Raw genomic sequence first — 19201 nt, forward strand, 5'->3', positions numbered from 1 at the left:
GCGCTCAAACAGGATTGAATCAGTATTTATTGTTATAAATTTAACCGGTATTCTTTCGATTCCAAAGTTTGTTTGGGTTTCGATGAATCGTTTGCCGTCTCAAAAAAAACAAGTCCTTGGGAGTAAACAGGCTCTATCTCAGTTTCAGATGAATTTTCAGTGGGTTGAGATGGAACAGAAGTATTTCTGGGGGCATCTTTAAGTGCAATTGTTCTGTTGGTAGTCAAGCCAAAAACGATTGCAGTCAGACAGTTGTTTTCTAATGTTTCAATGAGCTGTTGCGTATGACTGTAAAAGAGGCCAGCATACACTTCCCTTTTATTTGCTCTAATGATGGCTAAAGCCTCTCTGAATTGATTCGTATCAAAAGTATCACTCTTGAAACACTCTAAAACGTGTTGGAGCGCTTTTATTTTTTCCCGTTTTCTTTGTGGAAAGAATAATCCCCAAAAACCCTTTAAATTAGTTTCAAGTTGTTTGATGTGTTCTTCGATATTCTTTTTGGTGGTATTTAAAATATTGGGTAATTTCTTTTCAAATTCATTTTTTTTAATTTCCAGAAGTTCTCCGCGGGATTTTTGTAATTTTGCTCCCGTTTCCAGCCATGAGGAATCATTCAACTTTCCATCTTCTGCACCTAGAAAACTCATCATTCCAAAGATGCTTTCATGCATTGAAATGGAGTTTTGTGATTGAAATGCTTTCTTTAAACCATAGTGATTAAAAGAATAAGGTTGAATGTTCTGATCAAAATAATTGGAATCAAACACATAACCGTTAAATAAGAATTTTGCTATTGCTATTGGGCCCGTGGTGCATACTACTATGGACTTTAAGTACAGGGTCCGTTCCTTTTTCATGAGATAATCCAATAATTGTTCATCAGATTTTTGAAGTATCCCTTTAATTTCATAGTATTCATTTCTAAAGAACAACCATTTAAAGAACCCGAGTTGATCCTTTAATTCACTTTTTAATCTTTGGATTACTGATTGATGGGTTTCATCAGCAGAAACTTTATTAAATTCAAGAAACTTGACTTGATCAGTCATAATTTCATTGATGTATTTCCTCAGATCTCGTGAAGTTCGCTCCTCTCCTTCGGCGAATATGCTTTTGGATCGTGCTATATAAATTGATTCTGAACGATTTTTCATGAAACTGATTAGGTATTTATTTAGAAAACTGTCTCTCCCAAATTCTTCTTCAGTTTTTTCTATAAAATCATTCGTGTATTTACCTAAGACGCTGATTATTCCTTGTTGAATTTTTTCTATTACTTCTTGTGCTGCAATTGGGTCAACTACGGCAATATAATCATTATTGGATAGTATTACGTCTTTATTTTGAGTTCGTAAACTGCCTATATTCAATAATAATGGTGCTTGTACAGGGATTCGGGCTGGGAGTTTTGACGTATCAACTGGAACATCAAAATCAGTATATGCCCCTTTTGTATAAACAGGTGATAACCATCTGAGAATGTCGCTGGCAAGAGCAGGGTTTCCTCCTTCATTGAAATGAGAAATTTCATCTTTATAAAATTCATATAATTTTTTTTCATATTCTGATTTCAGGGTGTCTGGAAATAAATGTGCATCAACGGGAGTAATTCTATGTTCTGTACAAAAGCGGTGTAAATTTTTGATTGCTTGTTCATTTAGCAAGGAAGAGTCATAAATCAGATTAATTGAATCAGTAGGGTTCTTTTCACGCATGGTGATTAATCGCATCTGATTCTCAGTATTCATAAAAATACCGGGTTTATTACTAAGCCAAATTTTGACATGAACATGAGGATTGTATTGATACAGTTTTTTTACGGCACCTGACATATTGGACATCCTGAATGCTTTGAGAACAAATTAACAACAATTGAGTGAATATTTTACATGAAAAACCTTAATAAATTATTAATTACAGTAAAAAATAAAAACAGTATAGAAATTCAGGAATGAATAAAAGCAATTTAGAAGTTGGAATCAATGGAAGGGGGCATGGAGTAGCGTACTGGATAATATCTTTGCCTATGCTGATTGAGTGGCTTAGGGATTCGGCATCAATAGGTGACTGAATTGGAGATGCCGAATTGTATTGTATCTCTTGGTTTATAGGAATCAGAAGGAACGTATTGCCCTGACTCCAGCTGTTTTTCCTTTACTCAGGTTTGTCTGAGTCCCGGTTTTAAAACTTTGCACCCAGGAATTGGAGGAGGTTTTTTCCGTTGAACACCAATAATTATCGCTGTTGAATTTACCCAATTCATTTCTCATCGCATAAATTAACGAAAGTTCATACAGTGTTGGTAAACGCCAATCGGATTGTGATTTACCATCATTATCAAAAGCAGCGGGGTTAGTTACTATGTTCTGAGCATCCCACCAGGTTACAGCAAAAGATTGATCGGTATTGGCTGCGATTAACCCATGGATTCCTGTGGCGTTGACGTAAATGACTGTTCCCCCTAGAACAGTGTCGCCTAATTGCCGCCTGATACCAGAATTTGCCGGATCAATCCACATGGTGTTGAAATCAAGGCCATCAGATTTAGCTAATATTTGTCCTGATGTCCCGCCAGTTGGCACTCCGCGTCCATCAGCACCAGTTGCCCCCTGAACTCCTTGGGAACCCGTAGCTCCAACATCTCCCTTTATTCCCTGTATACCCTGAGGTCCGGCTGGTCCTGTATCACCTTTTAATCCCTGTACTCCTTGCGGTCCTGCTTCTCCTCGGATACCTTGAGGACCAGCGGGACCTGTATCGCCTTTTAATCCTTGTACCCCTTGAGGACCGGCTTCCCCTTGTAAACCCTGAGGTCCGGCTGGACCTGTATCACCTTTTAGTCCCTGTGCTCCTTGAGGCCCAACTGGTCCAGTATCGCCTTTTAATCCTGTTAACCCTTGAGGACCTGCTTCCCCTTGTATACCCTGAGGTCCAGCTGGCCCAGTATCGCCTTTTAAACCTTGTATTCCTTGAGGACCTGCCTCCCCTTGCGTACCCTGAGGTCCAACTGGACCTGTATCACCTTTTAGTCCCCGTGCTCCTTGAGGACCTGTTGCTCCCACGGGTCCAGTAATTCCTGTATCACCTTTGATACCCTGAGGCCCTATTGCTCCTGCATCTCCTTTAACACCTTGAGCACCCGTGGGACCAGTATCTCCTTTGGGACCTTGGGGACCTGCGGGTCCGGCTGGAATTTTCCCTATTTCTTTTTTTAACTCGTCTTTAAGTTCGGACACCTTATTATCGACATAGGTTTGAGATGCCGGATTACTTTTAGCTAAAACATCAGTCCCAGTAAATAAAATAAGAAGGATGGCGGGGAGATATTTACTTATTGGCATGATTAATTTTATCCTTTTTGAATTAATATGTGTTCACTCAGGGGGGGCTGACAATTCATTAATTCAATCCCAAGGTTCCGCGACGTTGAAATCGGAATTGTCATCATATCCTGATGATGGAGTTATCAAATCATTAAATTAATACCTAACAAAATGGCTTGTTGTACGGGTATGTTTTTTACAGATCCACTGCCGTTTTCCAAATCAATTGTGACATCCGGGCTGGCTCCAAATATGCCTTGATAGGACAAACTGATATTGGCATTTGGCGTAATGGCATATCCAAAACCAGCAATTAATTCACCGGCCAATTGAGAAATATCATTAATAGTATCTCTGTCCATTTGCCAGCGTCTATATGCGCCACCGCCTTTGATTTGAATAAACAAAGGCGCGATGAATTCAGGGGTAATTCGAGCGGTAATCAGGCCATCAAGCATGGGTTTTAATGTACTGAGTACTAATAGACCGCCAACGGCTTCAATTTCTTCATCAGTCATTTTTAATCGCATTTGATTGCCGCTTTGCAAGCCGACTTCCAGTCCAAATAAAACAGGACCTTTTTGCACAAAATCTCTGCCCAGGGCAAATCGACCCAAAGCTGTCTGATGATCTCCCTGATGTACCTTTTGATAATCGGCATAACCAAGACTTGCTGAAATCGTCCAGGGATAACTGATGGTTTGTGAATAACAAATTGAATTGAGAAGGAGCATGTTCATGCACAGTGCCAATATGAATGATCTGTATTGTCTGATCCTTGATGTATTCATTGGATACCTTCAATTGGGGGTGGCGTTCATGTGGCGCAGCTACGATAGACTGAAACGAACCAGAAAAGATAAATTCGTGAACGTCCCGTTTAAATAATGGATGGAATAGTATATGAATCAGCTGGTGAATTCTATAAATTTGCTCGAATTATTAATCAGTTGCAGAAAAATTGTTAATGAATTGGTGCACTTCTAAAATACTGATTGGTTTACAGTAAAAATAACCTTGTGCGTATTGGCATCCAATTGATTTAATAACCTCATGTTGCTGTTCGGTTTCAATTCCTTTTTGGATGCTATCAATATCAAGAGCTTTTGTTAATTGAAGAATTCCTTTTAAAAGCATACGGTTTTTTGCGGATTTTCCAATTCCGGTCAGTAATTGCTGGTCCAGTTTAAGATAATCCAAAGGTAAGGATAATAGTTTAGGTAGTGACACTTGTGGGCTGCCAAAATTATCAAGACATATTTTGATACCATTTTTGTGAATTTTTCTGAGGTATTTGGCTATTTTGTTGAAATACGGTGCGATAACACGTTCTGAAATGTCCAGTATAATTTGATTTTTGGCGATATTATATTGTTCTAAATTATCATTTAACGAATCCAGGAATCGCGCATCGTTTAATTGAGTTAATGAAATATTAATTGATAGTTTCCCATCAAACTTAGATTTGAGCATTGATTGGTAATCCTGCAATGACTGTTCAATCAGCCATTGGCTAATGAGATGAATACACCCAGTCTGTTCTGCCATTGGAATGAATTCGCTCGGCAGTATTAAGCCTTCCTGTGGATGAAGCCAACGTAATAATGCTTCAAACCCAATGATTTTATTAGAGATAATATCTATTTGCGGTTGGTAATCAATGTATAGTTCATTTTTGGCAACTGCCAATTTGAGCTCTTTTTTTATGATGTCATTTCGTTTATCTTGAATGATATGTAATGAACTCGAAAACACAGCAAAATTATTTTTACCCGATTTCTTCGCCTGATACATAGCCAAATCAGCACGTTGTAACAGCTCGCTTGAGGTCTTTCCGCTTTCTGGAAAAAGCGCTATTCCTATGCTTGCCGAGATTTTCATTTGATATTCGCCAAATTGGAAACTTCTGGATAAAACATTGATGATCTTTTCTGCGATCATTTTTGTGGAGTTGTACGTGGCGTCCTTAATTAATACGATAAATTCATCCCCTCCAATGCGGGCAATGAAATCATCTTGTCTAATACAGCGCACCATACGTTTGGTCGCTGCTTTTAACAACCTGTCACCTATTGGATGTCCTAAGGTGTCATTGACTATTTTAAAATTATCCAAGTCAATAAGCAGTAATCCCAGATTTTTCCCATCAAGTTGATGCTCATACATCTTTTCAATCAATTGTTCCTCAAAGTATTTTCTATTGGCAATTTGAGTCAAGCTGTCATAACGAGTTAAATTCAGCATGTTTTGTTCGGTGGATTTAAGCTGGGTTATATCGGTTCCATAAATGTTGATTTGCTTGAATTCAGTCATCCAGATGAGCGTGAATAAATAGACTTTAGAATCTGCTTCGAGTTCAACGCGTAGTACCTGATTCGTATCGCGAGCTTTGTGGGCTTCTCTCAGTAATTGTTCTGGAATACCTGCATGCAAATCTCTCCATTGTTTTAATATTATTTTTCCTTGATTGTTTGCAAAAATCACTTCGCCAGCAGGTTGGATTCTTATGACTGGATTAGGATCCTGCTGTGGAATGCTGGCTAAAAACTGTAAGCGTCGCTGATTTAACAAACGTTCAAATTCTAAATTAACTCTACTCAGGAATAAGCGAAATAAAGTGTCATGCAGGCTGTTTGTCTCCAATTTTCGGAAAGTGAGAATACTGAGCAGTCCAACTACATCATTTTGTGCATTGATAATCGGTCCAGCCAGATAGGAGTTGACTTTCATTTGGATCAATAATTTATCCTCAGGAAAATTCTCTTGAATGTCATTAAAATGACAGATGGATTTTTGCAATATAACCTGGTTGCAAGGAGAATCTATAAGAGAGTAACTGATATTTTCTTCTTTTTTGCCCAAGACGTAATAACTTACGGTATGGGCAATGCGATGACTATCAACCAAACAAACTGAGGCGTAATCAGCGGAAAAGGCATCGTTTATTATTTTTAGAATATCATCAATAATTGCATTCAGTTCACTGTGGTTACTTATTTGTGCCAAAGACCATAAAACCCATTCAATTATCTTTTCCTGTAAAATATTAATCAGCCGCGCAAAAATCACAGAAGTTCCGTGTATTTCTGTTTTATTTATCATAATATTATAAGCAGTGATGGGTTTTTGGGAGATGCTCTCAATCCAGGTGAAATGTTGCGTGATTCCTTCTTTTGCTAATTGAAAGTATTTACGTGCTTGAACAAATTGCCGTTTACGCGAATAGGTATTCAGTTTAAATTGGTGCCAGAACAATTGATTAATGAATTTGTGATGGTTTTTTCCAAATAACCTGGTTGCTTCGTCATTCATGGCAATGACTTTTCCCTGCATATCAAAAGCAATAATGCCATCTTGCGATGTGCTTATTAGCTTTTTGATAGAATTATCCAGATCAGGTGTATTAACTTTTATATTGGATATTGTTGTTTGTATATTATTTTTTGGAGTATCCATAAATTTTATCCAGTCAGTGCTAACTTAAATATAGACATTAATTATAAATTTTGTATTAGGTCTAAACTTATTATTGAAATGACCGAAAAGAAGATAAGTGCAAAATAAATAAGTCAAAAACACAGATTTTTTAATTTTAAGCACAAATCTTGCATGTAAAATATTAAAAATAGGCATGAGGGGGCGGCACCATGAAAAAAATACTTCTAACAGCATTCATGATGTCAATGGCGGCTGTGGTTAATGCTGCAAATTTTTATGGAACAGCATTGTGTGGATATCCTCAATATGAATGTATCAAAGTAGCTGGAGGAGAGAGTTGGGAAAAATTGTTCCCTGATCCGGTTCAGCGTGACCTGGTACAAAGAGTAAATCGCAGTTATAACTATTTATGGGCTGGTAGGGAAATTGCCATACCCAGAAATTTAGCGAATATTACGATTTTTGATATCTCTCCTTTCCCGCTAAAAATCGAAGGCGAAAATGAAAAGCAGATCATTGTAGATCAAGAGAAACTTGCCTGGGCTGCTTATGATGCTGAAGGCAATTTGGTATGGTGGGGACCAATTTCTTCAGGCAGAGATAAATGTTCTGATTCAAACAGGTCTTGCCGGACTCTGACAGGTATTTTCAGGATATTCAGTAAAGAAAATGTCAAGTGTACCTCCGACGTGTTCCCTATTGGTAAAGGCGGAGCCAAAATGCCTTATTGCATGTATTTCCATAAGGGATTTGCTTTACATGGTTCAGACGATATTCCCGGACAAAGAGCGAGCCATGGCTGCGTGCGTATGTTTATTCAAGATGCCAAATGGTTAAATGAAAACTTTGTTCAACTATCCAATGAACGAAACAATTTTATGGGAACAAAGGTTATTGTGCGTCCGTTAAACGATAGTGAGAAAAAATCATGAATATAATAACGAACCGAGGATTTACTTCAATAGCAATCATGTTTTTATCTGGACTACTCTGCTTCTCTTCAATTCAGGCTGCTCCTGCAAAGAAGGACATTGCTGCTGAAGAGAAAGTAGAAAAGAAAGATAACAATAAATTCCCAACCGGATGCACGCCCGTAGGATTCAAACAAAGCCTCAAAGTATTATCACTGTATCCAGGAAAAGAGGGCGCATTACAATCCATGTACTTCTTTTTTAATCAATTACCTCAATCGGTCAGTTTGTATCAGATGCGGGATAAGGATAGTGAATACTCCACCCGTTTTAATCACACCATTAAAGCGAATTCCTGGGCCGTTCTGGCTACCGGAGAGAGAGAGTTGAAATTTATATGTACTTTAGGTGATGGTAAGACTTCGTATGGCAAAATTGTAGACTGTGCTGATACGATCAAAATTTGTGAGTACGTCAATGTGAAATTTGGATTGAATAATAAAGGAAATTTCTGGATAGTAGATAGTAATTCAAGAAACGGGGCCGTCAGTGAAGTCGTACATTATGGCATTATACCTGGAGTATAAGGTGCTATGAAAAGAGGGGAATCTTCATGAAATCACTAGTACCATGGATATGTTTTTTTGTTGCATCAGCCAGTCAACAAGTATTTGCTGATGAAGAGTTTAATGCTTATAGGTTAGGCGATTATAATAAAGCGGCCGAACCTCTAATGAGTAAGACAGGTCAGGATGCAGTTGCGGATTATTATCTGGGTCGTTTGTATCTTTATGGCTACGGTCAGTTAAAAAATAATAAACTGGCGATGCGTTATTTTACCAAGTCTGCAGAAAAAGGCTATTTACCCGCAGTGCAGTTAATGGCCAAATACAGTTTATTTCAGGATAAAAATCCAGAAGAAGCTGCACGTTGGTTTAAACAAGCTGCCTCAGTTGGCGATGTAAATGCCCAGATGTATATGGCCGCTGCATACTTGTATGGGTTTGGTGTTAAGAAAAATGTGGATGTAGCCTCTCATTATTATATAGATGCAGCAAAGAGTGGCAATGCAATTGCTCAATATGCGCTGGCAGAAAATTTCATTGACAGCCGTCACTCAGGTAACAACAAATTGGGTCTGATCTGGTTAACAAAATCAGCGAATAGCGGCAATCCTAAAGCATTAACCAAATTGGGCAGTATATATTTTGTGGGCAAACTGGTCCCTAAAGATGTTTCCAAAGCTCTGGATTTATTAAATCAGGCCGCGTCACAAAATTACGTTCCTGCTATGGTAGAACTGGGTAAAATGGCTTTGGCACAAAATGAATACGATCAGGCTTTGCAATGGTTCAATAAAGCGGCCGGTCACCAGAGCTCAGAAGCTTATTTGGAATTGGCCCATGCCTATTTACAGGAAAAAAGTCCAATTTACGATCCGAAAAATGGGTTTTTGTGGACTTTGAAAGCTGCTCAGGATGGGTTAGTAGAGGCAAAAACCGAATTGGCTAATCTGTATAAAAAGGGCATTGGAGTCAATGCTAATGAAGAATTAGCTAAACAGTGGATGGATCAAGCGGCTCAGGATGCGAAGAAATCTTCTCAAACATCACCGCTGGCTCAAATGGCTTTATGGTTAAGTAATGATAAAACAGATAAGATGGAAGATACTGTTTATCAGATGAATGGGATATTCAGTGCCTGGAAAAACCCGGTAGGACTGAGGAATAACACCTATAATCAAGCTCCACAACTTGAAGTCATTACTCGTCAGGAAATTTTTAAACCTCAGTTTGCATTAACACAACCCAATGAAATCCCTATTAACACTTATTATGATGCTTTGGTCAGTAAAAAAGTTGAGTTAAAAGACAGTGAATGGACTTTTCCTATCTATCATTTAAATAATCAAATCGAAGCATTAGAAAGGGCATACAGCCCTGTTGTTGCGAAAAATAATTTACCAGCACCTTATATTGATGCCAGTTATTACACTTATGATAATAATTCCAGTGCTGATTTAATGGATATTTGGACCCAGGGTTGGCAAAAACAGGCCAATTATATGTCTGTGTTTAACCAAATGTATTTCCGGGCCATATTAGGTGATGCGCAATCACAATTTGAAATTGGTCAAATGTTTCAATATGGTATTGGGGTGACGCAGAATGATCAGTCCGCGATAATTTTCTATCAGAATGCCGCTGAACAGCAACACTTGGGCGCTGAATATAATTTGGGTGTTCTTTATTTAGAACGTGCAAAAGACAATGCAGATTATCAAACCGCATTAAACTGGTTAACTGATGCAGCGTTTAAGGGAAGTAAAAGATCGCAATACGTACTTTCCAGAATATTAGAGACAGGAAAAGCGGGCCCTGATGGCACATTATACATCCAACCAAACCATGAACAGGCAATGTCCATGCTTTATCTCTCAGCCGCAAATAACTATGGGCCAGCAGAATATCAATTGGCTGAGTATTTGGCTCGTGAGTATAACGACGGTTTGAGTGTGGATGTGAAAAAACACAAAATTGCCTTAATTCGTCAATTGTATCAGGGGGCCGCATCGAATCGGGTTGCTCAGGCCTTGTTACCTCTGGCATTTTATAACGCCATGGATGGTGACAAACAAAAACAGGCTGAAGCCTTTAAAGTAGCCGAAAGTCAAGCTGATGCGGGAGATGAAAAGGCCGCCCTGTTATTGGGAATGCTTTATGATCGAGGCATTGGGGTAAGCGCAGATCCAGCAAAAGCGATCTATTGGTACCAACAATCTGGCCAGAATCCAGTGAGTCAATTCATCATGGGTACCTATACAACGGAAGGTAAAGGAGTATCTGTAGATAAAGAGAAAGGGTTGGATTTGCTGAAAAAATCGGCAGAAGCTCAATTCTCTTATTCCGATTTTAATATCGCTGTTCTAAAGCAACAATCGAAAGAAGATTTTTTACCTGATTTGATCACAGCTTATCGTTTAGGTAATAGTCATGCAGGTATTGTTTTAGCTGATTATTATCTGGCAGAAAATAATGATACGGACAGTATGAATCAAGCCAGGGAAATCTATACAGGATTGGCTGAAAAAGGCGATCAGTATGCGCAGTTAAAATTAGCGTACATGATGGATAAAGGGCTTGGTGCTGCGTCGAATCTTGTCGCAGCCCAACGCTGGTATCTCGCATCAGCAGAACAAGGTAATCCCGAAGCCCAATATTTATTAGGTCAATTTTACCAGTTGGGAGAGCTTGGAGAACCTGATTATAATCAGGCTAAACTCTGGTACCAAAAAGCGGCGACTCAGTTACCCAAGGCTTCCGTAGCTTTAGGTTTTATTTATGAAACTGTGGATGATAATTATGCCGATGCCTTAAAGTCCTATGAGATGGCTTCTGAACAAGGTGATGTTTTAGGAGATTATAACTTAGCTTTGATGTACGAATACGGTAAAGGAGTGCCTGTTGATTATCAAAAAGCTAAAGCCTTATTCACCACTGCAGCAGATAAAGGTGTTGATGAAGCCATGAATCAATTGGGCGGTATGTATTTTTATGGATTGGGTCAACCCCGAAATGCACAACAAGCGCTATCCTGGTATAAGAAAGCAGCTGAGCTGGGTAATAGCAATGCCCTTTATGCCCTTGGCCTGTTATCAGAAACGGGCGTAGCGACCAAGCTTGATTTTCCTGACGCTTTGAAATATTACAAAGAAGCGTCTGATAAAGGAAATGAAAAGGCTATGTTGGCACTGGCTAGAATGTACCATTATGGTTTGGGTGTAGAAAAAGATCCTAGAGTTTCAGCAAGTATTTACGAAAAACTTGCTGAGCGACAAAATGCCTATGCTCAATATCAATTGGGAACTTACTATATTGAGGGTACTGCTGGTGAGCAATCAGCCGAAAAAGGCAGGAAACTTTTAGAGCAAGCCAGTGAGAATGGCAATATGCAAGCTCGTAAAGTATTGCGTCGATTGGATGCTCAAACTCAAGCGCGGGTAAGTTATGTTGAACCCGTCCAATTAAATGATGTTCCTGTTTTGGAAGGCTCAAATGCCGATTTGATTTATCTTGATGCCTTGAATGAATGGAATCGGGGAGACGAGGTTTTATCTCGGATGATTTTACAACGATTGGTTACTCAGTATCCTAATTTTGTCCCAGCCAAACGTACTTATGAGCAGTTAAATCAAGCCAGGTTAACACGTACTTACGGTTAACTCTGTTTGGTATATGACTTAGATACTCATACTCAATCCGGCCCCTTTTTAAGGGGCTTTTTTTTATTATTATGTTCTGTCAGTAAAAAATCATTGCCTCTTTTGTAATATTTGCTCACAATCGAGTTGAAGAGTGATTTTTATTTTGGGTAGTAAAGTTGTTTCAGCAATAAAACAGGACTTATGAAAACCCCCAATTACTTTGTTAAAAAGAATTTTTAATTCGGCCATTTAGTTTATCAAAACGCCCACTTTAAACATTCCGTTTTCGTCGACATGGGGATTTTTGGTAAGTCCTGTAAAATAAAGTTGGGATGAGTTTGCTTTTATTAAGTAGTGGTATGAACAATGAGGATAGTGATATGAAGTATGCGGTTACTTTTTGTACCTTTGATGGTGAAGCAGGCGCAAATCCTTTATGGCATAGTTGTATATTACTTTCCAGAATGGATGAAGAGACAAAACAACTGGAGGTAGTCGATAATTGGGGTTTTTATGGTTTACCGACCACCAAACGTGATAATTCATGGACCAATCAATTAAAAGTAAAAATCGGATTGGATGTTGATTTGGTGGGTAATCATGGCATGTTACGTCGTGAAGAAATACGGTATCTGGATCTTGGTCGTGGATTGCATGGGACTACATTTGAATTAACCCAGGAACAATTTGAACATTTGCAGAACAAATGTTTGGAAATGGTAGAACAGCAAGAAAGTGCAATAAAAGAAATTGTTGAACCTTTGAAGATTGTAGGGAAGCCGCCCAAAGAAACAAGAATCTATCCTTATGAACAGTATTCACCCGATATTTATAAATGGGAGAAAATCAGAGCGGCACAAGATCAGCGTGAACCCAGACTGAAACCTTTTGAGGTTCGAGTATCCTGGGGATGGACCGGTCCAAGTCTTGCAGATTCAAGGACATGTAAAACACAGAGCTTGGCACTATTAAAACATGTGTTATCAGATGAACAAATTACCCGCCTTACCGATGGAGGGAAACATCCTACTGTACCGAGATACAGTGGGCCAATGGAAACCATTTATCTGCATAGCACCGGTCCTTTAAGACAACATGAAAAGAAATCCGGGGATAAAGTGTTTTATCGTGATTCTAAGGATCCTGGTGTTCGACTTTATTGGACTGTGCCGCCACAGGAAGTTGAAGCATTATCACCTGATACAATCAAGATATTATCGATTGATAAGGAATATTGTCCGAAAGTTAAATCAGTTGTGAGAAAATTACAGCAACTTGAGTGGTTACTCAGAAATGCTAAAGTTCCTGAAGAATTTCAAAAGAATCAGGATGCTTTAATTAATCAAGTGATCGCTCATTATAAAAGCTTCTCCAAAATCAAACCCAAAGAGGATAAACCATCTGTAACAGGTGTACAGGGATTTTTTTATTCATTACTTTCTCTGCCGAGAAGTCGAGCGGAACAGCGTTTACAAGAAAAAATCAAGAACGCGGAGAACTTGTTTAACGGACTCTATATGGCCCTTGTCCATCGTATGAAAATTGATCAAAATAGACCAATTGAACCTATTGATGAGATGAACTCTGAGGATGAACAGAATGACGCAAGTTCTAGCTATGAACAGGTTGAGTTGATTGATGAAAACCCCTTGGAAGCTGTTGTCAGTTATTTATCAGTGAATGAGCAAATCGAGTTATGCCGAATTATTGGACGTAACTATTGTGTTGATGATGAGTCTGAAGAAGAGTTATCTGAAGATGAACTTGATTTATCGGAAGAGCGCTTGGTTCAGAGTCATGAATCAAATGAATATGCTCAAAGTCCCAGATAAGGTTCTTCAACAGCACTCTCTTTAAGCTCCTTTCTCATCCTTGAGAGAGGAGTATAAGAACAGCACTTACGAAAACCGGGAAACGTCATCCTGAACGCAGTGAGGGATCACCTGAAACCGGCATAGTGCCTGCATTTGGAGATCCTTCACTGCGTTCAGGATGACGAAACTCAACCGTCATCCCGAGTGTAACGAGGGATCTTCTGAATGTGGCTCCGTGCCTGCATATGGAGATCCTTCACTGCGTTCAGGATGACGAAACTCAACCGTCATCCCGAGTGTAACGAGGGAACTCCTCAATGAGGCACGGTGTCTGCATTTGGAGATCCTTCACTGCGTTCAGGATGACGTTACTCTTGGTAATTCCCGAAACTTCCGAGATGATTGAGAAGTTACAAAAATTCCTTTTGCATCGACCTTGGGCTTTTTCATAAGCCCTGATACCTTCTGCATAACCTTGATCAAAGATTACTCAATTGATTGAAAGAAAAACAGAGCAAGGGTAAACTAAGCACACTCTATAAAACAAGTGAGCACAATAGGATGTTTTTGAACTTATCGGATTTACAAGCCCGGATTGCACTGATCAGAACTCAATTAATCAGTTCAGCAGAAACCTGGATAGATACTCAAAATAATGCAACTCTTAATCAGCATAAGAGTAATTGGTTGAATGCCGTAAAATCAGCAAACCGAGATGAAATGCAAAGGATGTTACAAGAGGGTGATGTTCCTCTTGTCAGATCAGATCAGTTACTGCACTCCATTAGTGTCGCTTCTTCATCTTCAGAAGAAGGTGATTCTTTAGCATTAGCAGTGGTGGATGAGTCGTCCCGGGATTCGTATTATAGAAGTGTTTACAATCCAGTTGTTGCCGATCCTGATACTCATTTAGTCTGTTTAAGCCAATTAACTACAGTGTTTGAACAATTGTACCAATTGGAAGATTATTTATCTCCCTTGGAATTTCATGTTTCATTTAGAGATTTGAAGCTGGCTCAGGCTATGGGAGTCAGTATGAATGATGAATGGTGTTTTGTAGAGAAGGGTGTAGAGACAGTGCGTTGCTATACCGCTCGATTACACCAAGCAAATCAGCAGCTTAGTCAAGCTCGCGCAGAAAATGAAAAATTGATCAGTTTGAATCAGATTCAAATAAACATCAGAATAAGGCAATTTGAAGAGACTTTAAGGTATCTGGCATCTACTGTCAGCGCGGCCTATGAGTTGGAAAAAGATTCTCGAAACAGGCTGGTTAGAATGTTCAGCGCTTATCTTCCCTGGCACGCCATGTTTCATCAACTGTTAACCAATTTATTCGGGACAGATGGTGTTACACATCCTGATAAGGATTCAATATCGTTTTTAGATTCAAGGATAACTGAAATTACAACCCTGGTTCAAAATCACAATCAAACACCCCAGGATGCGATTAGTGAGGAATACCATAGATTAATTCAGGCTGCACAATCGGAGCTTGAGAAATTTAATCGGAAATTAGAAAACATGAGAGGAAATCTGGTTGTCGCGGATCAGATGGGCGCATTACATCATGTTGCATTGTTCCTGCCGACTGGTGTTACTGGATATTATAGATTTTTTAACAGGTTACAGACCATGCCAAGACTTTTAGGTCAAGCTGATACTTCTTTGCAATATGATGATGAGCGTTTGATTGAAGGTGCAGATCATAATAGACAAGGTTATCACTCATAGGAAGAACCGAACCGGCGTTGCCGGTTCGGGTGTTTTCGAACTTAGAGCGACGGAAACACTGGATTAAGCGGCCATCGCCTGAACACGAGCGACCAGACGGCTTTTAATACGAGCAGCTTTATTTTTATGAATCAAGCCTTTGCTTGCGGCTTTATCGATCACTGGTTGTGCTTTGGTATAAGCAGCACGTGCAGCTTCCTGGTTACCAGCTTCTACCGCTTTGAGCACATTTTTAATATATGTGCGGTACATGGAACGTGCACTGGCGTTGTGTTGGCGCAGTTTTACGTTTTGACGGGCACGTTTGATTGCTGATTTAATATTTGCCACTTAGAAATCTCCACTCATTCAGATAATACAAAAGATAGTGATCATGCACAATGAGTTAGAATTTGTCAATATAGACCTTGATGTAACTTTAATAAATAAGGTATATCATAGTAGAAATTTACTTTTTTATACTTAAAGACATGTCAGCGACGGAAATTATGGTACCAAAACGACAAAGTTTATTACGATCGACTACTCTTGTTTCTGTAATGACCTTTGTATCTCGGATGGCAGGATTTGTACGTGATATGGTCATTGCCAATTTTTTTGGAGCCCAGGCAGGAATGGATGCCTTTTTTGTGGCGTTCCGTATACCCAATTTTATGAGGCGACTTTTTGCGGAAGGAGCTTTTGCCCAGGCCTTTGTTCCAGTATTGGCTGAATATCAAAAAACTCGTTCCCCAGAAGATGTTCGTACTTTTATAGCACGTATTTCAGGTTATTTAAGCGCCATCCTTACTTTGGTTACTATTGTTGGGATTATTGCCGCGCCAGTAATTATATTTTTATTCGCTCCGGGATTCAGTCATGACAGCATGCGCGCTGATTTGGCTACTGAAATGTTAAGGATTACTTTTCCCTTTTTGATGCTTGTCTCTTTAACTGCGATGGCCGGGGCGATACTGAATACCTATGGGTATTTTGGAGTGCCGGCGTTTACTCCTGTACTTCTGAACATCAGCATGATAGTGGCCGCGATCTATTTATGCCCTAATATGCCACAACCGGTTGTTGGCCTGGCCTGGGGTGTATTGATTGCTGGTATTTTACAGTTATTGTTCCAGATCCCCTTTTTATATCAACGGAATTTGTTAATAAAGCCTCGAATTGTCCGGGATGATCCGGGTGTTAATAAAGTTCTTAAATTAATGATTCCAGCATTGTTTGGGGTTTCAATCGCGCAACTTAATTTAATGGTAGACAGCATTTTTGCGTCCTTTTTAAAAGTAGGCAGCGTGTCCTGGTTGTATTACACCGATCGATTAACTGATTTTCCATTAGGGGTTTTTGGAGTAGCTATCGCTACGGTAATTCTCCCTCATTTATCACGCAAACACGCGGAACAAAGTATTACACAATATTCCCGTGCCCTGGATTGGGGGTTGCGCTCCATTTTACTGATTGGGATTCCCGCAGGTTTGGGATTGGCATTATTTGCCATGCCCTTGATTGCCAGTTGTTTCGCTTACGGTAAATTTAATGTTTATGATTTAATTCAAACTCAAAAAAGCCTTGTTACGCTTGCGTTGGGAGTGCCTGCATTTATGTTGGTCAAGGTATTGGCCTCAGGATTTTATGCGCAACAGGATATTAAAACACCTGTAAAGGTTGGGGCAATATCCATGGTGGTGAATACGATACTATGCTCCATCTTTGTTTGGCATTTTGCTCATGCGGGTTTAACCCTGGCTTCTGCTCTAGCTGGTTATGTAAATTGCGGGTTGTTATTGTTTTTATTATTTAAACGAGGTGTATTTCAACCTTCGCCAGGTTGGTTGAAATACAGCGCCCAATTATTGATTGCGAATCTGGCAGTCGCCGCCTATTTATATTATATGAATGGAACTGTATCTTATTGGTTAAGTTTTCCACCAATACTTCGATTAAGTTTATTATTGGCACATGTTTTGGCAACAGTCGTGTTGTATTTATTGGTTTTGGGCCTTGCGGGGCTTAGGCCGAATCATTTCCGCGGTCAAATGAAGGAATAAGAATGATGCAAGCTGATTTATTTTATGAAACCCACAGTGTTCGAGCGATTCCTCTTTATTTAATCTCTCAAAATCAATGGGAAGAGGGGATAGACCATTTAAGCCCTGCAGAGCGTAATTGTTTTGCTTTACGACAATTTAAAGGTAAATTGGGTGATTACTGCCTCATAATTAATACCGATGGTGTGGTTGACAAGGCATATATTGGTTCTGGAAGTGGAGTTCAGGAATCAGCGTTGGCTAATGCTGCTATTCTATTGCCCCCAGGTAGTTACCAAGTTCAGGAACAGTTAAGTCAGAGAGCTGCTGTTAACTGGGGATTGGCTCAATATCGTTTTGTAGACTATAAAAAATATGAGGTGCAACCTCGATTGTTATCGGTAAAAGAAGAACATTTAGCCGCAGTTTTGGCTTTAGTACAATCCATCTATTTAGTTCGAGACTTGGTTAATACGCCTGCCAGTGATATGGGGCCTGCTCAAATAGCTCATGCTGTAGAAGAACTAGCCAAAACCCATAAAGCACAATTCAAACAATGGATTGGTGATGAATTACTCAAAGATAATTTTCCAGCCATTCATGCCGTGGGGAGAGCTTCAGCTTCTGCTCCTCGCTTGTTGTCTTTAACCTGGGGGAGTGAGAAACACCCACGGATTACTTTGGTAGGCAAAGGCGTCTGCTTTGACAGTGGGGGGTTGGATATAAAACCCTCATCGGGTATGCGATTGATGAAAAAGGATATGGGTGGTGCGGCTCATGTTATTGGTCTTGCTCAATGGATTATGCTACGCAAGCTGCCAGTACGTTTACAGGTTTTAATTCCCGCTGTTGAAAATTCTATTGGCCCCGATGCGTTTCGCCCTGGTGATGTCTTAACCATGAGAAATGGTTTGACAGTTGAGATAGATAATACTGATGCGGAAGGCCGTTTGGTTTTAGCCGATGCTCTGGTGAAAGCTTGTGAAGACAATCCGGATTTGATTATCGATTTTGCGACATTGACTGGCGCTGCCCGTGTCGCAGTGGGAACTGATATGGCCGCCCTGTTTTCTAATAATGATCAATTGGCAGCAGAAGTAACAGCAGCTGCTAATAAGACACTGGATCCTGTATGGCGCTTGCCTCTGTTTGCTGCTTATGATGAATTATTAAATTCAAATATTGCTGATATGGCAAATTCCAGCGCTTCTCCCTATGCGGGAGCTATTGTTGCCGCGTTGTTCTTACAGCGGTTTATTACGAAAACTGTTCCTTGGGCACATTTTGATGTGATGGCATGGAATACCAGCTCTAAACCTGGAAAACCTGAAGGGGGCGAGGCCATGGGAGTCTGTGCTGTTGCTGAGTATTTATTACGTGTATACAGTCAGGATTAACGAAGGAGATTTTTATGTTCATCACGTTCCGTTGCGATGCTTATGAAGACATTACTTATTTTAATGATGTAGCAAAACGGCTACTGTCCTTAATGGGACATAGTGGGACAGTTCCCGGAGCGCTTACATCCGATCAGGTATCTGGCGCGTTACACAATTTGCAACGCGGTCTTGAATTGGAACAAAGCAAGAATCCTCCGGCGAGACACGATAAGGATGATGACAGTGAGCCTGAAATCAGTCTGGCAAAACGAGCTGTTCCTTTGTTGAGTCTATTGAAAGCTGCTGAAAAGAACAATTCGGATGTGCTGTGGGTTTCGTCAAAATCTCCCGGTATTTAGTCTGCAGTTAACGAG

General features: G+C 39.7%; 14 protein-coding genes. 9 read left to right on the forward strand and 5 right to left on the reverse strand.

The window, feature by feature from the left end; genetic code table 11:
- Nucleotides 1–32: 32 nt before the first annotated feature.
- From IZU94_RS11085 to IZU94_RS11095, 3 genes are all read right to left on the reverse strand, one after another.
- Nucleotides 33–1844: a glycosyltransferase family 88 protein gene (locus tag IZU94_RS11085; protein WP_203110630.1), complete on the reverse strand. Its 1812-nt coding sequence runs from the start codon at nt 1842–1844 to the stop codon at nt 33–35.
- Between the two features lie 273 nt (nt 1845–2117).
- Nucleotides 2118–3347 (reverse strand): collagen-like adhesin Lcl, encoded by a 1230-nt coding sequence (gene lcl, locus IZU94_RS11090; RefSeq protein WP_203110670.1) that lies wholly within the window; start codon nt 3345–3347, stop codon nt 2118–2120.
- 122 nt (nt 3348–3469) lie between these two features.
- Nucleotides 3470–4066: a hypothetical protein gene (locus IZU94_RS11095; protein ID WP_238400408.1), complete on the reverse strand. Its 597-nt coding sequence runs from the start codon at nt 4064–4066 to the stop codon at nt 3470–3472.
- Between IZU94_RS11095 and IZU94_RS11100 the strand changes: the two genes are divergently transcribed.
- The gene (locus tag IZU94_RS11100) at nt 4065–4214 is read left to right on the forward strand and encodes a hypothetical protein (protein ID WP_203110676.1); all 150 of its coding nucleotides are present in this window, start codon (nt 4065–4067) and stop codon (nt 4212–4214) included. The two genes, IZU94_RS11095 and IZU94_RS11100, sit on opposite strands and share 2 nt — an antisense overlap.
- 54 nt (nt 4215–4268) lie before the next feature.
- Here the strand turns inward: IZU94_RS11100 and IZU94_RS11105 are convergent, their stop codons facing one another.
- Nucleotides 4269–6782 (reverse strand): EAL domain-containing protein, encoded by a 2514-nt coding sequence (locus IZU94_RS11105; protein ID WP_203110633.1) that lies wholly within the window; start codon nt 6780–6782, stop codon nt 4269–4271.
- Between the two features lie 191 nt (nt 6783–6973).
- On the opposite strand from IZU94_RS11105, the gene IZU94_RS11110 reads away from it, so the two are divergent.
- The 5 genes from IZU94_RS11110 (at nt 6974) to IZU94_RS11130 (ending at nt 15427) form a co-directional block, all read left to right on the forward strand.
- The gene (locus tag IZU94_RS11110) at nt 6974–7696 is read left to right on the forward strand and encodes a L,D-transpeptidase (RefSeq protein ID WP_203110635.1); all 723 of its coding nucleotides are present in this window, start codon (nt 6974–6976) and stop codon (nt 7694–7696) included.
- A complete protein-coding gene (locus IZU94_RS11115; RefSeq protein WP_203110636.1) occupies nt 7693–8262 on the forward strand; it encodes an endopeptidase IV in 570 nt (189 codons plus the stop codon). Before IZU94_RS11110 ends, IZU94_RS11115 begins: the two co-directional genes overlap by 4 nt.
- A 26-nt stretch (nt 8263–8288) precedes the next feature.
- Complete coding sequence (locus tag IZU94_RS11120; protein WP_203110637.1) at nt 8289–11897, forward strand: tetratricopeptide repeat protein; 3609 nt, start codon at nt 8289–8291, stop codon at nt 11895–11897.
- Between the two features lie 314 nt (nt 11898–12211).
- Nucleotides 12212–13711 carry a hypothetical protein gene (locus tag IZU94_RS11125; protein WP_304601480.1) on the forward strand — a complete coding sequence of 500 codons (1500 nt, stop codon included), beginning with the start codon at nt 12212–12214 and terminating at the stop codon, nt 13709–13711.
- Nucleotides 13712–14254: 543 nt separating this feature from the next.
- Nucleotides 14255–15427: a hypothetical protein gene (locus IZU94_RS11130; RefSeq protein ID WP_203110638.1), complete on the forward strand. Its 1173-nt coding sequence runs from the start codon at nt 14255–14257 to the stop codon at nt 15425–15427.
- Between the two features lie 63 nt (nt 15428–15490).
- On the opposite strand, the gene rpsT is transcribed toward IZU94_RS11130, so the two are convergent.
- Nucleotides 15491–15757 carry a 30S ribosomal protein S20 gene (rpsT, locus tag IZU94_RS11135; RefSeq protein WP_058474373.1) on the reverse strand — a complete coding sequence of 89 codons (267 nt, stop codon included), beginning with the start codon at nt 15755–15757 and terminating at the stop codon, nt 15491–15493.
- Nucleotides 15758–15897: 140 nt separating this feature from the next.
- Between rpsT and murJ the strand changes: the two genes are divergently transcribed.
- From murJ to IZU94_RS11150, 3 genes are read left to right on the forward strand one after another with little or no spacing between them, the layout of a single operon-like run.
- Complete coding sequence (gene murJ, locus IZU94_RS11140) at nt 15898–17469, forward strand: murein biosynthesis integral membrane protein MurJ (protein ID WP_203110639.1); 1572 nt, start codon at nt 15898–15900, stop codon at nt 17467–17469.
- Nucleotides 17470–17474: 5 nt separating this feature from the next.
- Nucleotides 17475–18845: a leucyl aminopeptidase family protein gene (locus tag IZU94_RS11145; RefSeq protein WP_203110672.1), complete on the forward strand. Its 1371-nt coding sequence runs from the start codon at nt 17475–17477 to the stop codon at nt 18843–18845.
- Nucleotides 18846–18859: 14 nt separating this feature from the next.
- Nucleotides 18860–19186, forward strand: coding sequence for a DUF1840 domain-containing protein (locus IZU94_RS11150; protein WP_203110640.1), 327 nt, complete (start codon nt 18860–18862; stop codon nt 19184–19186).
- Nucleotides 19187–19201 lie beyond the last annotated feature (15 nt).

It is taken from the genome of Legionella bononiensis (assembly GCF_016786215.1).
In the GTDB taxonomy this organism is placed as follows: Bacteria; Pseudomonadota; Gammaproteobacteria; order Legionellales; family Legionellaceae; genus Legionella; species Legionella bononiensis.